We start from the raw sequence: 17,503 nt of genomic DNA on the forward strand, positions 1-17,503 counted from the left end.
CGTGCGCGACGTCTATGAGCTCGATTCGACCACCGACGGCACGGCGGTGGTCACCGTGTCGACCGCTACCGCGCCGCCGGACACGCTCGCCCTGTCGTTCCTCTCGGCGGACGGCGCGTTGCTGCAGCGCGTTGCGCTGACGTCGCCGTCGGCGCGCGCGACCCAGGCGGTTACCGCCGGCGCAACTTACGTCCAGATTGACGCCGGCGCGTCCGTCACCTACACGGTTGCGGCCGACTTTAATCAGGCGCCGGTGGTCGTGCAGGGCGTGACGCCGCTGAACGGCGGCCCCGGCACGCCGGTGGTCATTGCCGGACGCGGGTTCAGCACGGATGCAACTCAGAATCTCGTCTTCTTCGGCGGCATCGCCGCGCGGATCGTGGCGGCGACCGCCACCCGGCTGGATGTGGTGGTGCCGGCCAACGCGATCGACGGACCGATCCGCGTCGCGGTGCGCTCGCTGCAGGCGACTGGTCCGGCATTTGCCGCTGGGAACGCGACGCCTCTCCCGCCCATCGTCGTCGATGCCGCTCCGCGCCAGCATCGCCTGCACCCCGCCCTTGGTGTGCAGGTCGATCTCGAGCGGCTCATCGTCCATTTCGATCCGGCCGCAACGCGGGCCGACGTCGACACGCTCGCTGCGCAGGTCGGGGCGTCGGTGTCTGGCGTGCTTCCGGAATTCAACGGGTACGTGTTCCGGTTCGCCGGACGGACCTCGCTCCGCAGCCTCGACGCGACGCGGCAGCAGCTGCGCGGCGCGGCGCTCGTCGATCGCGTCAGCTACGACGTACTGCGACCCGTGGTGCAGGGCCCCATCACCTTCGACGCCGCCGGAAACGCCTCCTACGCCGACGGCCAGCAGCACCCGATCGGTCTCGCCGCCTCCATGGCGCTCGTCTTCAACGCGATCCTCGCCATTCGGAGCACCCCGCCGTTCGACGTCTCGCTGAGCGGACTCGCATCGGACCCGCTGCGGCCGGTGACGGTGGCGGTCCTGGATACCGGTTTCCATCCACCGGACGACCTCGTCGCCAGCGAGTTCACCGACGCGCAAGGCGCGCTGGTCGTCAATTTCATCTCGACCGAAGGCGGATCGAGCCTTCCCGGGAACCCTTTGCCATCCACGTCCGCATACAGCGATGCGGGCGATCACGGCACCGAGGTCACCAGCATCATCGCAGCCGTGAACAGCGGCGTGCCTGGTGCGGGCGGCGCGTTGAACAGCCTGTTCGCGCCGGGGGAGCCACCCTATCGCGTGCTCGCCTACCGTGCCGCGTCCGGCGCTGACGGGATCGATCAGGATGCGGAGCTGGCGGCGCTGCTCGACGCCGGGCGGCGGCAGGTCGACGTCATCAACATGAGCTATTCGGCGGCCCACGCCACGCTCGCCGACGCGGACGCCGACGCCGCCAGCTCCAAGCAGTATCTGCAGGGGATGCCAAAGACGCTGGCGGTCATAGCCGCGGGCAATCACGGTATCGACGCGAGGTTCGCTGCGCCCGCGAACCTGTCGCTCCAGCTCGACAACGTGGTGACAGTCGGGGCGACGGCCGTGCTCAACGACCCTGGTTCGCGCTCGATCTTCGGCGGCGCGAAAACGATCGACGGCGCGTTCGCCGGAACCACGTGCGATCCCTCGACCACTCTGACCGTCGGCACCACCGAAACGACGGGGTTTGTGGGAGCCTCCAACTGCGGGCCCGCCGTCACCATCGCCGCCCCCGGCAGCGACGTGTTCGTCGTCACCCCAGACGGCTATGGAACGGTCGGCGGCACCTCGGCCGCGGCACCGATCGTATCTTCGATCGCCGCACTGCTGCTGGCGGTGCGCGGCACGAGCGACCTGTCGCCGTCGGACCTGAGGAGCCTGCTGGTGAACACCAGCGACGATCTGGGCTTGCAGTGGCAGCCCGGACCGATGGGGCAGATCGACGCGCTCGGCGCGGTCCGAGCCGTCCTCCCCACGACGCAGCACGAAGCTGTCTATGTCGCGGACCGCGATCGCGGTGTCGTTGTGGCGCTCGAGATCGATCCGTTGACGGGAAAGCCGAGGATTCCTGCGGTGCCCGATCGGGTGATCCCGCTGACCCTCACCAAGCAGGGCGTCGCGCTGGAGGCGATCAATCCGCTGGGCGTCGCGATGTCGCCGGCCGGCGAGCAGATCTACGTCCTGGTGCGCGCCCTCTCGCCGAACGACCTCGGCGACGGGATCATGATCATCAGCACTCAGTCCGAGCGGGCGATCGACTTCATTCCACTGAGCGGCGCCACCTTCCCACGAGTGCCGTCGCCCCTCACACCAGGGGCGGTAACGGTCCGGAAGTACGCGCCGATGGTGGTCTCGCGCGACGGCTACCTGCTCTACGTCGGCGCCAACGACAGCCTCGTCGTCATCAATACGATCGACGCCAAAGTGGTGCGCACTTACATGGACTTGCCGGCCGCCTTCCGGCAGCGCGCCGACTCGCGGCCGGTCTACGAGCTGGCCAACCGTCTGCACGACGTCCAAAAGGCGGTCGAGGACGGCGTCCAGAACAAAGCGCGTCCCGGCACCGAAATCAGCGCGCTGACGCTGTCTCCCGACGGAACCACGCTGTATGCCGCGTTCATGACCGGCGGCGGCGGCGGGAACCAGCCCGGCGGCATCGTTCCAGTCAGTGTCGATCTGTTCAAGGACGAACAGCCCGGCATCTTCGGCCTGCAATCCGACCTCACGGCCTATCTGACGTCCTCGGCGACGCTCGAAATGTCGAGCCCCGGGAGCGTCGGACAGGGCGACGAACCATTCGCGGTCGCGGTCGGGCACGACAACCGCTACGTCTACATGTTCAACGGCGGTTACGAACAGGTGCTGGCAGCCGGCCCCGAGGCCCTCGGCCTCGCGGGCTACGGAGAACTGGTCGGCGGCGCAGGATTCGGGATCGCGGCCGAGACCGCGGGGAGCGCCGGCATCGCCGGAACGCTGAACGCCATCAATACCTCCGCCGACATCGGCAGCACGCTGTCGAACTCGATGGCTCGCGAATTTCTCCAGCAGGCGCAGGGCGGCGTCGGGCTCATCGTGGCGCCGGGATTCACTGCGGCGTTCGACATGGCCAATGGCGGCCAGGAGAGCTGGCTCTTCCCCTCGGAAGTGGTGGTCGGCTGGAACGTCCGCCCGCCTGGGAACATCGTCACCGACGCCGACACCGGGCTGATCGTCACGCAATTCTCCCAACCGGAGGTGTTTGCCAAACGGCCCATGGCCGTGGCGCTGAGCCCGGGCGGCGGATCGGGTCCGCTGGCGAACACACGGGCGCTCGTCGCCTTCGGTCAGAGCGGCAACTTCGGCGTGCTCGACCTTTTCTCGCAGGGGCAGTTCCGCCGGCTGACGCCGCCGAACGCGGCGTTCGCTGCGCTTCCCGCCAATCTGTTCCAGGCGCTGGTCGGCGTGACACCGTCGATCCCCATCGGCCCGTTCACATGGCCCGATCGCGGCACGTTCGCCTCGGGCGACTCGGGCCTGGTCGTTCCGAGCCCGGACGAGGCGCTGCTCTTCACGTCGGCGCTGGTCTACGCGCAGAATGGCCGGTTCGCGGTCGCCACGCACGCCGGGCGCGATCTGCCAACCCAGGTCGACGCGGTGGTGCCCGATTTCGTCAACGACCCGGTGCACGCGCGTGAACCCCTGCTGGCGCTCGGGTTCACCTACGCCGGCGGAAATACCATCGTCGCGCCAGACGGAACGTCGTACCAACCCGGACAGCCGATTTCGTTCGACCGTGGCGGCGGCGCCATCAGCTTCATCGACGACGCCGCGATCACCCGCGATCTCGACGCACACATCGACGCGACGGTGTCCGATGACGACGGCAGACCGCGTCCGTACTTCTCGCGGATTCCAATCTGCAACACCGTCTCGATGCAGCCCGGCACCGACGAGCCCGAACCGCGCTGCGCCATCGACGCCGTGACGCGAGTCTTCGGCTACAAGGACGGCACGACGCCGACGCGGTTCAGCGAACCGCGAGGTGTCGCGATCCAGCCATATGTAATGTTCGAGACGCCGCGCAGCGGCACCCACGTCAGTCTCGACAGCCCGGTGCACGTGACCTGGCGCGACCCGCTGATCGACGAGTTCAAGATGCTGGTGCTCGATCTCGATCAGCTCGACAGCAATGGCCTGCCGACGGAGATCAACACGCAGGGCCGCTCGCTCACGCCCGAGCAGCTGCAGGCGCACGCCATGGCGGCGCAGTTCGGCGGACTGTTTCCGGCGGCGCCCAACGGCCCGAAGCAGGGTCATCGTTATCAGGTGGTCGTCGCGCTGTTCAGAGGCACCGACGAGGTCTCGCGCGCGTCGATCGATGTTCGCTTCGATCAGCCAACCGGTCCGATCGTGCCGGAAACGCTCACGCTCGGCCCGGTCATCCTGGCGATCGGCACGGCCCCCGGGACAGCCCGCATCAGCGCGACCCTGCACCAGCCGGGAGCAGCCGATCGCGACGTGACCACCAGCGCTTCGTACAACCTCGTTGGCAATCACGCCCCGGGCCTGGCGCTCGCCGCCGCCATCCAGCAGAAGCTCGCGGCGTCGCTGGCACCGGGACAGACGCAAACCGGTCCCTTCGGAATCATTCCTGGCGCCACCGTCGATCCGTCCGGGCGCGTCAGCGCAACCCAGCCAGGGCTCGAGGTCCTGACCGCCGCCGACGATGGCGTCACCTCACGGCCGACACTTGTGCTCGCCGGCTTCACGGTCAAGAAGATCGCCCTCGAACCGCTCGCCGCGGAATCGGCGGCCGAGCAGCACACGCTCGGCGATGAAGTGGTGCTGACCTTCGGCAAGGGCACCAACGCACCGCTCGTCATCGAACCGCACGACAGCCGGTTCATCGATGACGACGGCCAGATCTATCTCGACGATGTCGTGCTGCAGTACGCCGGCGGCGGCACGATTCACCTCAGCGATCTGATGGATGTCCTGCGCGCCGCGCCGGGCGATCTGTCGATTGAGGCGCCGTTCCAGGACGCCATCCGCCACAACCTGTCACCGCTCGGCGCGACGGCGACGTGGCGCAACGCGCAGGCGCTCACGGGTCTGCTGGAAGGCCCCGACACGCCGTTCCTCAGCACCGATCTCGCGCTGGCCACCTCCGACACCCCGACCGCCTTCGTCCAGCAGGGCGGCTTCTTCAGCGGCCGCATCGCCAGCAACGTGTCCGGCCTCGCCGTCGTCACAGGGACGCTCGATCTCGGCGGCTTCGGCCGGCGGAGCGACGGCGTCCTGGTGTGGAGTCTGCCGGCGATCGAGAGCGTCCGTGTCGACCCGTCGGTTCTCGAGATCCGGCGGACCGACGCGCCGACACCCGGTCCTTCGCTGCGCGCACGCGCGCTCGTCGCGCCGACGGCGGCCGTGCTGCAACTGCCGTCGGGCTTCGCCGACACCGCCACGTTCCTTCAGGAGACCATGCCGGACGAATTCGCGGTCGGCCGCGCACCGGCAATTGCCGTGTCGAAATCCGGCGTGTTCCGCTTCGACATCTCCGGCACGGCAACGCCGACGGCGACCGGCGTCTCGGTCGCCGATCTGCGCATTGAGTTCGACGTGCCGAATGATCGCGGCCCATTCGTTGCCGTCACCTACGGCATTGCTGACACCGCCATCCTTCGGCTCGGCGACACGGCCGCGTTCGATCAGCACGTTATCCACCAGAACACCGCCGGGTCGACCGCGGTCACGGTCGACGTGACGATCGACGGCATGGGAGCGGGCCATGGCAGCGGTCAGATCAGTGTCTGCGATTGCCCGGCGCCGCCGGCCGCTGGCCTCGAGGCGTCGGCGCCGGTGCCACACCTGCGGTTCGTCCTGCCGGCAGGCACGCCGCCGGCGCCCGCGCCGGCACGCGCTCCGCCGTCCCCCGCGGCCGAGGAACCCGTGCGCAAGGGGGCGCAGCGATGACGACCGCACGGCTTTCAGTGCGATCGCTGGCAGTCGCCGCGGCCCTGGTGACGGCGTCCGCCGACTGCTTCGCGCAGGCGCCAGCGCTCGCCCAGCTGCGGTTCGACATCGTCGGCGTGCGTCTCGTGGTCGATCCGCCCGCGCTCACCGTGCCGAAGAACATCGCCACCCAGATCAACACCTCGCTGGTGCTGCCGCCGGGAAGCGGCGCCGAGACCAAGGCCGCCATCGACACGCTCACGGAAGGCGCGCTGGTCGAAGCCGAGCTGCGGGGGCCATCCTTGACGCCGACCCGCATCGTGGCGAGGCCGGGACAACCGATTCCGCTGCCGCCGTTCGCGCTGCCGGGCGACTACTTCCTCGACGGAATCAGGTTGACCAAGGACGGGCAGCCGCTGCTCGACGCGACGGCCACGGACGGACACGCCGTCAGCACGATCCCGATCAAGGTCATTTCCGAAGTCTTCGTCACCAGTGTCACCTCGCGGCCGCTGTCGCTCGACGAGATTCGCGGCAAGGGGATCGTCATCGACGAGGCCAATTTCAAGGCGGTGAGTTTTCAGGTCGCCTTCAATATCGACGGCACGCCGTTCACGATCAGCGTGCCGGCCGCGCTGCCGACGCCCGAATTCCTGCGACAGCGGCCGACGCAGGCGTCGATCGTGCAGCAGCTGACCGCCCTCAATCAATCGCTGCGCGCCACCGAGACGTCGCTGCCGCCGCAATTCGATCGGCCGGGGCTCAACTTCTCGATCGCGGCGCTGCCGTTCTTTCCCGTCGTCCCCGACGACGGCGGCGTCCCCCCGCTCGACATTCCGCCTCTGACGGGGCTCGTCGTCATACCGGGAAACGTCGCATTTCTCAACCAGTTCTTCTCGGTTCTCCTCGTCGTCACCAACGTCGCGCCAGACGGCACGCCGCTCGAGCTGCGGGACGCGACGGCGCAAATCGTCCTGCCGACGGGCCTCGACCACGTCGCCGGCAGCTACGATCAGCCGGGGGACGATCCGTTGCGGCTGGCGCGGGTCAACGGCATCGGTGTTCAACCGACGGTGGCTATCGTGCAACCAGGCCCCGACGGCAAGACTGGCACCGCGGACGACATCGCCGCGATCACCCCGCAGCGCAGCGGCGAAGGAGAGTTCCTCGTCGAGGGTCTGCAGGAAGGGTCGCACGTCTTCGACCTCAGCATTCACGCGACGCTCTTCGGGCTGCCCTCCGGACCGATCGACGTCGTCGGCGCCGCGGCAGGCGCGGTCTTCGTCCGCAATCCAACGTTTTCCGTGACGCTCGCGCATCCGCGGACGATCCGGGCCGGCGAGCGCTACGACCTCTTCGCGACGGTGACGAACACCTCGCAAAGCGCCGCCAACCTCGTCCGCCTCAACCTGGAACCGAACGGCATTTCCGGCGCCCAGCTCGTGTCCGACGCCACTGTCGCGTTCGACACGATTGCGCCCGGAGAGGCGCGCACGGCGACGTTCACGCTGATCGCCCAGAAGACCGGCGACGTCACGTTCACTTCGTTTACCGGCAACGCATCGGCCGGCGGCGCGATCGAGCTGACGACCGGCGTCGACGAACGTGGCGCCCCCCTGGCGCCGAACGCCATCGTGCTGCCGCGCAGCGCGGACGCCCTGCCGGCCAGCCTCGTCGCGGCGGCGCAGCGCGTGCTCGGCCAGGCCTTCAGCATCGCGACCGCTCCCGCCGCCGCCCTGCCGCCAGACGTGCTCTTCGTCAAGCGGCAGACGGTCGTCGATCGCGCCGTCGCGCTCGCCGAGGCGGGCGAGCGGATCGGCTTCGGTGAGCCGCTCTCGACCGTCGTGCGCGATCTCCTGCTCGACTGGCTCGGCAATGCCGGGGCCGACGACGGATTCGATCAACTGCTGCGGACGACGGAGGCCGGGGCTGGGTTCGTTGACGAAATCGCGTCCGCGGTCGCGTCGGATGCATCACGCCCGGGTGCCCTCGACTATCAGCGGGCGTTCGCCATTGCCACCGCCGGACGCGCGCCTCACCTCTCGGCGATCGCCGCGGCTGCGGCTTCGCAACCGGCGCCCTTGCTCACGGTTTCGCGCAGCGACGGCACCGCCGCGGGTCAGGGCCCGGGCGGAATGGTGCGAACGCTCGCGTCAGCTGCGGCGCTGGCGCTTCCGACGTCTGCCCCCGACACGCGCTTCGTAGTCGACGGCATCCCGGCAGCCGACCGCTACACGGTCGAGATGACGGCGCGGTCCGCCGGCAACTTCGACCTGGGGGTGGTCGTCCCAGGGCCCGCGGCCGGCCAGCTGACGCAGTGGCGGTTCGCGGCGGTGCCCCTTGCGGTAGGAGGAGTGGCGCGCGTCGACGTCGATCTGTCGAGCACCGCCGTCCCGGTGCTCTCCATCGACACCAACGGCGACGGCATCGCCGACGCGCAGCGCGGCGCCGAGCAGAGCTCGATCGTCGAGGAGCCCCCCAAGCTGCTTGCGGCAGAGCAGCTCCTGTCGGCGGCGCGCGAGTCGGGTGGCGACCTGAGCGACCCGGCGACCTACGGACTGCTGGTCGCCGTGCTCTTCGACAAGCCGGTCAGCGCCGACGCGGCGGAGCTCAAGACCAACTACGCGATCGCGTCGAACTCCGTGATCGGCGCCCGGCTGCAGTCAAGCCAGCGTGTCGTGTATTTGTACCTCCAGCGCCCGATCGGTTCCCTCGTGGCCCGAGACCTGACGGTGACCGGCGTCACCGATCTCAGAGGGCATCCGCTCGGAGCCGCATCGCATGCCATCCTGATGCGCCTCACCGACGGTGCGCACGTCTTCGGGCAGGTGCGAAACGCCGACGGCAGCGGCGTGCCGGCCAGTACGCTCAAGCTGACCGTCAGCGTCAGCCCCTCTGCGTTCGACGTGTCGACAATCCAGACCGATCAGAACGGCGGGTTCGATTTTGATTTCGTGCCGCGGCTGGGCAATCTCGTGCTCCAGGCGCAGCAGCCAGTCACCCTGGACGTGACGACGCTGACCGCCCGGATCAGAGCGCCGGGTGAACAGCTGCTGCTCAATCCCACGTTCACGGGCCGCGGCTCGGTGCGCGGCCGGGTCCTCGCAGGTGACGGGGCGACACCGATCGCCAACGCTCCCGTCGCGCTCCTGCCTGGCTCCGTCCTGGGCCTCGGCGGCTTCCAATCGCAGACCAATGCGCTCGGCGAGTTCGTCTTCACCGGCGTGCCAGTCGGCGTGTTCACGTTGACGGCGTCCGATCAAGCCGGCCGCCTGGGAGAGACGACCGGCGTGCTGCCGACCGCCGGAGCGCTGGCCGTGAAGGACGTCGTGCTCTCGGCGCCCTCCGACACGCTCGGCCACCTCGTCGGTCGAGTTTTCCTGGGCGACGGCGCGACGCCCGGAGCGGGCTTCGCCGTCTACGTCGGGCGCTACGACCGCGACAGCGGATTGGTCCAGGCGTTCGACCAGACGACCGCCGACGCCGCCGGGACGTTCGCGTTCGGCCGCGGCCTGCCGCAAGGGAACTATGACGTCGTCGCGCTCGACACCGGGACGCAGGAGCTCGGCGTCACGAGCGCCTCCGTGACCGCCCGCCTCACCACTTCGGTGAGCATCGTGCTCGAAGCGGTTGGCGCCGTCGAAGGCGTCGTCTTCAACGCGGCGGGGCTGCCGCAGCCGGGAGCGCTGGTCAGCGGCGGGCTCGCGCTCGTCACGACCGACGTGAACGGATTCTTCCGTCTGGAAGGGGTGCCGGGCGGCCGGCGGACGCTGGAGGCGGGCGATCCCGTGACCCGCCGGCGCGGCAGCGTTGACGTCACGGTGCTGCCCGGCCAGACGGTGCGGGCGGCGATCACGCTCGAAGCGCGAGCGACGATCACCGGACGCGTCCTCGATGCCGCCGGCGCCCCGGTGCCGCGCGCGACCGTCCGCATTCCGGCGATCGACGGCTATACCTTCGTGTTCGCCAACGACAGCGGCGTCTACACCTTCCCCGACCTGCCATTGGGTGACTATCTGATCCAGGCGCCCGGTCCGTCGCGCGATGCGCTGATCGATTTCATGACGACCCATGGTCTCGACCCGCAAAGCGCGTTCACGTCGGGCGATGTGCCAGGGGATCTCCCACAGGTTGCGGCGCCGCCGAGCGACGTCAACGCGGTGCTCGCCGCCTACACGCACGCGGTGCAGACATTCATGTCCGTCGACGACACCCCGCTGACGGGGCTCGGCGTCGCGCCGCTCGGCGGCTTCGGCTGGACCCGGGTGCAACTCTTTCAGGATTCGACCACCATCGCCTCGGATGTGCAATTCCTGGCACAGGGGGCCGTCGGCGGTCGGACGCTCGACGCGGCCGGGCGCCCCGCCGGCGCGACCACCCGCGTCACCGGACTCGCCGTCTCGCTCACCGGCTTTCCGACGATCGCCGAGCTCGGGCGGATGAACACCGACCCGGCAACCGGCCGGTTCGACTTCTCACAGATCCCGCGTTTCGACCTCACGACGTTCCAGACGGCCGGCGTTCGCGGTGGCGACTTCACCGTCGAGGCCGCACAGCCGTTCAGCCCCGTGATCGCGCAGGTCCGTGGCCAACTGACCACCACCGCGCCGAACATGACCGATCTGGTCGTGCAATTCCCAGGCGCTGCGGAAACGAACGGCACCATCGCCGGCCGTGTGCTCCTGCCCGGCGGCGCGCCGGCGCCGGCCGGAACGCCGGTGGCGATCGGATTTGGCGATCTGACGGTGCTCACCGATGCCGACGGCCGGTTCGTGAGCGCGCTGCCGATCCCGGCTGGCCTGTATCAGGTCACCGCTGCGACCAGCACGGGTTATCGCGGCCGCGCCAGCGTGCTCGTCGCGGCGGGCCAGACCGCCCAGGTCGAATTGCAGTTGCTCGGACTGGGCACCGTCACGGTTGCGGTTCGGCGGACGACCGGCGCACCGGTCGTCGGCGCCGCCGTGACGCTCGAACGCGGCACGTTCCCCTTCGACAAGTTGAACGGCGTCACCGACGCAGCCGGCAGCCTGCGGTTCACCAACGTCTCGGAAGGACCGTTGGCAATCCGCGCGGAGGAAGCCGTCACCGGCCTGACGGGACGCGCCAGCGGCGACGTGGTACGCGACTCGGACCTGCCGGCGGTGGTCACGATTACGCCGTCCGGACGTGTGACCGGCCGGTTCATGTCGGCCGATGGTCAACTGCCGATTCCCTTCGCGCAGGTCGCGCTGACCGCCGGCGCGCTTCGGGCGTTCGCCACGACCGACGCCTCCGGCCGATTCGAACTGCTCGCGATTCCGGTCGGAGCGTTCACCGTGGAGGCCGGAGATCCCGCGACCGGTCGTCTCGGGCGTGCGACCGACGCGATCATCTTCGAAGGGCAGACCGTGGAGGTCACCGTCCTGCAGCTCCCGCGCGGCACGGTGACGGGTGTGGTCGTGCAGGCGGATGGCACGACGACGGTCGCCGGCGCGACCGTCCGTCTCGTGAGCAACAGCTTCGTCGCGACCGATCTTCAGGCGACGACGCGCGACGACGGTACGTTCCAGTTCGAGGGCGTGCCGGCCGCCACCTTCACCATGACTGCGCGTGACCCGGTCGGCGGGTTCGAAGGCACTGCGTCGGGCCGCATCGATAGCGAGGGGCAGAGCATCGACGTGACGGTCGCGCTCTCGCCGTTCGGCGCGCTGCACGTCATCGTCAGGTCGGCGGCGGGCGAACCGGTGCCGAACGCCATGATCGCCGTCAGCCGAGGCACGTTCGCGCGGAGCGCGGCGGGCAACCCCGACGGGACGTTCACTTTCGACCTCCTGCCGCTCGGCGACTACCAGGTCGTGGCACGATCGCTGTCCGACACCGGCGACGGCGGCTATGGCAACGCGAAACTCTCGGTGCGTGGCGCCACCGTGGAGTCGGTCATCGCGTTCCGCGGCGCCGGCAGCATCAGCGTGACGGTCGTCGCCGCGGACGGCGTCACCCGCGTCGCGAGCGCCAAGGTCACGTTGAACGCCGCCGGTGCCGACGCCGGCTCGGCGCCGAGCCCCCTGGCGTCGACGGCGATTGCGTTCACTGGCGCGAACGGCGACGTGACGTTCCCGAGCGTCCCGGTCGGGGCGGTGGCAGCAATCGCCGAGTCTGCCGCGCTGGCCGGCCGAGCCGACGGGGCGCTTGCCGCCGCCGGCGGCGCGGCCGCGTTAACGGTGAGGCTCGGCGCCAGCGGCGCCGTGAGCGGCCGCGTGCTGCTGCCCGATGGCAGCACACCCGCGGCGCACGCGATTGTGACGCTCCGCTTCACACCACAGTCGACACTGCAGAGCGGCGTGGCACAGGCGATCGCCGCGCTCGATGGAACGTTTTCGTTCGCCGGCATTCCCCTCGGCCCGTTCACCGTGTCCGCCTTCGAGGTCGTCAGCAACGGGGTGCGCAACGTGTCGAACGCGCTCGTGACTCCCGGCGCGCGACTCGACCTCGGCGATCTGGTGCTCGATAACGCCGGACCGCGCGTGGTCTCGGTGAATCCGGTGGACCGAGCATCAGGCGTGGCCGTCGCCACCGCGGTCAGCGTGACGTTCGACGAGGCGATCGCGGCCGCAACCGTGACAACCAGCCCGACGGGCAACCTCGCGCTGATGGACGGCGCGACGGCTGTCGCAATGTCAGCCCCGGTCTTCTCCGCGGACGGACGCACCGTGACGATGACGCCCGTCCAGCCGCTGCGCAGCGATGCGCGTTACACCGTCATCGTAAGAGGCGGCCAGGACGGGCCAAAGGATGCCGGCGCTGGCTTGCCGCTGCTCGATTCGTCCGTCAGCACGTTTACCACCCGCGATGTCATTCCACCGACGATCGTCGGCAGCAGCCCCGCAGCGGGCGAGCGCCAGGTCGCGCTCGAGTCGGGCGTGCGCGTCAGCTTCTCCGAACCGGTGGCGACCGCGATCCTCCAGATTCGCGACAGTTCGGGAACGCTCGTCGCCGGCCAGACGGCGCTGACAGCCGGCAACACGGCCGTGACGTTCTCGCCGGTCGCGCTGCTTCACGCCAACACGACCTACGTCGCCACCCTCAGCGGCGTCGCCGATGTGGCGGGGAATCCGCTCGCCGTCGGCTCCGCGACGATCGCGTTCGACACGCTCGACACCATCGCGCCCATCATCACCGCCCTGCAGATAACCGGCAGCCACCGCGCCGGATCGCAGCTCACGATCACGCCCATCATTCCGGGCACTGATGCCCGGCGAGTCGAATACCTCGCCGGCACCGTCCCGCTCGTCGCCACGACCGCCCCGTTCGCGGTCACCACGACGCTGCCGGCGGCCGGATCCTTGACGGTGTCGGCTGTCGCGATCGACGAATTCGGCAATCGGTCGTCGGCCGTCACGGAGCGCGTCGACGTGCTCGCCAACGCTCCGCCGACCATCACGCTGCGTGCGGTCGATCCCAGCGCCGCGATCCTGCCAGGCAGCTCGATAGAGTTCGAGGCCACGGCGCAGGATGACGACAGCATCGCTCGCGTGGTGCTGTCGGCGGTGGGCGTCGCCGCCTATAGCGAAACGCGACCGCCGGATGCACCGGTGTCGTCGTTCGTGGCCCGTTTCAGCGTGCCGGTTCCGGCCGATGCGCCGTCGGGGGGTGTCTTCACGGTGCAAGCTGTGGCCATCGACAGCGCTGAGACAGCGAGCGCCACGGCGCGCCTCCAGCTGACAGTCGGAGATGGCCATCGCCCTGTCCTTACCGTCCTCACTCCGGTGAACAACGCCGTCGTCCTGCCGGGGCAGACGGTCGCGCTCCTCGTCGATGCCACCGACGACGTGGCCGTGGCCAGCGTCAACGTCATCTGCACGCCGGCGCTTGCCGGATGCGGGCTTCGACCGATTCAGCCGGCGCTGCCGGCGACGCGCCAGACGTTCTCGCTCGACGTGCCGGCGGCTGTCGACGGGCCATCGATCGGCATACTGATTCGCGCGACGGACACGTCCGGCAACGTGACCGAGACGAGTCGGACGCTGCTCGTGCCCGATCAGGTGGCGCCCCTGCTGTCTGCGCTCGACGCGGTCAGCGGCTCGCTGCGCGTCGTTCCGGGATCGACCGCGACGTTGAGGGCGACGGTGTCGGACGCGATCGGGGTCACCTCGCTCGCCTACCAGTCGTCGGGCGCTCTCGTCACTTCGGGCACTGTTCCGGTCACCCCGGCGGTGACGTCAGGAACCGCGCTCCTGGCCTTGCCGATTCCCGCGTCGCTGCCCAACGCGGGAATGATCACGGTGGTCGTCACCGCTCGAGATGCGGCCGGCAATGCCAGCGCCCCTGCCAGCCTGACGCTCACCGTCGGCGATTCGCAGCCGCCGGCCATCGCCATCGTCTCGCCGCCAGCCGGCACTCAGATCAACCCCGGCCAGAGCGTCGCGTTTACGGTGCACGCGACCGACGATACCGGCGTCAGCCGGCTGATCTTCAGCACGAACGGCAGCGTATCGGCGTCCGAGACACGCACCGTAACGACCGCGGCGTCGGTCGATGCACAGTTCACGGTATCGGTTCCCGCCGGACCGACCGCGGGCGCGTTCGTGTTTTCGGCCCAGGCGGTCGACGCCGCCGGCATCAGCAGTGCCGTGGCGACGCGATCGGTGGAGGTGCGCGACACGGCGGCTCCCGTGGTATCGATCGTCTCGCCCGCGGCGAACTCGACCATCGATCCGCGCTCGCCGGTGACGGTTTCCGTGTCGGCGAGTGACAACGTCGCCGTGACCGCGATCGATCTTGCCTGGTCGGGCGCCGCCGCCGGTCTCGAGAGCCGATCGGTGCAACCGCCGGCCGGTTCGACGACGGCGACGTTCAGCGTGACGATCCCCACTCCGCCGGCAACCGGCGGCGCGCTGACGCTGTCGGCCGTCGCCCGAGACGCCGCCGGCAATACGGGCAGCGCCGCCGCCGTCTCGCTGACCGTCCTCGACGTTGTCGCGCCAACCGTACAAGCGGTCGTCCCCGCCGACGGCGCCACCGGCGTCGACCCGGCTGCGTCGATCGTGCTGACGTTCTCGGAGCCGCTCGACGCCTCGACCGTGTCGGCGGCCGCGGTGCGGCTCGCCCGGTCGGGGGTCAGCGTCGCGGCATCCGTGTCGCTCACCGCTGATGGACGCACTGTCACCATCGCGCCGGCAGCCTCGCTGCCCGTCAACACCGCGATCACCGTCTCGGCAGCCGATACCATCCTGGACCGCGCCGGCAATCATCTCGCGGCGTTCGGGTCGACGTTCCATACCTCCTCACCGGATACGACGCACCCGTTCCTCGACAGCGTCAACCCGGCTGACGGCACCGTGGGGGTGGCGGCGACGACACCGATCGCCGCTACCTTCAGCGAGCCGATCAGTCCTGACAGCGTCACAGCGCAGACGTTCGCGGTGGCCATCGGCGGGACCCCGATCACGGGAACGTTCGCGTTCTCGAGCGGTGGACGCATCGTCACGTTCACGCCATCGGCCGCCCTGCCCTTCAACGCCACCGTCGTGGCACAGCTGTCAGCCGGGATCGCCGATCTCGCCGGAAACGCGCTCGCCACACCGGGCGGCGACCCGCTGCCGGCGCCGGTACAGGTGACCTTCACGACCGGCGCCTTCGCAATCACGTCACCGAGCGGCGCCCAGATCGTCGAGGGCGACCGCATCGAAATCGCCGCCGGCGCCAGCGCGTCGCTGCAGGTCGCGCAGGTCGTCTTCACTGTCGGCGGAACCGACATCGGCACGGCTTCGGCGTCACCCTTCAGTGTCGGCTTCAACGTGCCGGCGCGAACGGCGTCGGGCTCGCTGACGATCACCGCCAGCGCAAGAAACGCGCAAGGTGTCGAGATCGCGCACGCCGAGAAGACGGTGACGGTGGTCACGCGCATCCAGCCCGTCCCCGCGATCCTGGGCCTCGCGCGCGGCGCCGTCGGCGCCATCCGGCTGGAGCTCGACGAGCCGGCCGCTCAGGATCTCGTCATCGCGCTGGCGCCGGTCGACCCGCGCGTGGTGTCAGTCGCCGCGCCGTCGATGACGATTCCCGCGGGACAGACGTCGGCCACCGTCGCGGTGACGGCCTGCAGCGCGTGTCCGTGGGATCCGGTCGCCGCCGGCAGCGCCGCCGGAAACACGTCGATCGTGGCAACTTCCGAGCGCGGCGTGGCTCTGGTCGTCGTCTCGGTCAGCGATCCGGTCCATGGCCAGACGATCGACGCGGTCGCCTCGCCGGTCGGCGTCGCCGCCACGATGCCTCGGCGCGCGGCTGACGTGCTGCTGGCAAGCGGTTCAGCCGCGCGCACGCTGGCCATCACCGTGTTGGCACAACCGCTGTCGGGAAACGCGCCGGTGCCGGTCGACATCTCCAGCAGCGACCCGAGCGTGGCTACCGCAACGGCGCCGGATCTGCTGCCCGGACAGTCCGTAGCGCTGCTGACCATCGTCGCCGGCCGCGATGGCGTGGCAACGCTCATCATTCGAGTCGGCACCGAGGTGTGGTCGGTGGTCGTGCGTGTGGGCACGCCGCCGGCCGGCAGCGGGCCGATTGTCACCGCAGCTCCAGTCGGCCTCAGCGTGACGGCCGCTCCGTCCGCCGGCCAGGTCGTGATCGCAACGGGGCGGACGTCTACGATCACCCTGCAAGCGCTCTCCTCGATCAACGGAGGAGCCAACGCGGTGCCCGTCGCCGTGACCTCCTCCAACGCTGCCATTGCGACGGCAACCGCCACAGCCGTGCAACCCGGGTCGTCCGTGACGGTATTGACCATCACCACCTTCTCGAACGGCATCGCGACCCTTCTGCTCCACGTCGGTAACGAGGTCCGCTCTTTGACGGTGGTCGTCGGCGCGCAAGAGCCCGGACGCACGCCGCTTGCGCTGGCCTCGCCGGTCGGCATCGCATCGCCCGCGCTACCTGTTGCGGGCCGCGTGTTCGCCGCAGCCGGCGGCTCCGTCTCCGTCGGCATCGTGCTGCTCGAGGCGCCGGCCGCGGTGCAGCAGTCCGTCACGGTGACGAGCGGCGATCCGACGATCGTCACGATCACGGCCTCGAATCCGTCGATTGCCGCGGGAAGCCAGGTCCTGCAGCTCTCGTTCGCGACCGGACATGCCGGGTCGGCCACGCTGACGCTGACGGCCGGCACGACCCAGCGGCAAGTCGTCGTCGTGGTCGGCGGGCAATCGCCCGACGTGCAGCCGGTGACGATGGCGCCGCCGGTCGGATTGAGCGTGATTCCGTCGGCGCAGGTGGGCCGGGTGCTGGTTGCCCAGGGCGCGCCGCTCGCGGCCCGCCTCGGCGTCCAGCTGCTGGCTACCGCGCAAGCGGCTTCGACGACGGTGGTCATCACCTCGAGCAATCCGGCTGTCGTCGGACTCGGCGCCGGCGCAAGCGCGACGACGACGCTGACGGCCGGCACGGTCGCGGTGCCGGTCGATCTGTTCACGAGCGGGGCCGTGGGCACCGCCGTCCTTCGGTTCGCCTTTGATGGAACGGTCGAGGAACTCCTTGTCGTCGTCGGGAATCCACCGGCCTCGGACCGGCCGGCGATCACCGCGCCGGTGATCGGGATCCGTATCGGTTCGTAGCAGC

At 69.7% G+C, this 17,503-nt stretch carries 2 protein-coding genes; both read left to right on the top strand.

Going from position 1 to position 17,503, the window contains the following annotated elements; genetic code table 11:
• On the top strand, positions 1-5,941 hold a 5,941-nt coding region (locus tag VGI12_01680; protein ID HEY2431353.1), incomplete at its 5' end, for a S8 family serine peptidase.
• Positions 5,938-17,499: an Ig-like domain-containing protein gene (locus VGI12_01685; GenBank protein ID HEY2431354.1), complete on the top strand. Its 11,562-nt coding sequence runs from the start codon at positions 5,938-5,940 to the stop codon at positions 17,497-17,499. The genes VGI12_01680 and VGI12_01685, both read left to right, overlap by 4 nt.
• The last annotated feature ends 4 nt before the right edge of the window (positions 17,500-17,503 follow it).

Source organism: Vicinamibacterales bacterium (assembly GCA_036496585.1).
In the GTDB taxonomy this organism is placed as follows: Bacteria; Acidobacteriota; Vicinamibacteria; order Vicinamibacterales; family 2-12-FULL-66-21; genus JAICSD01.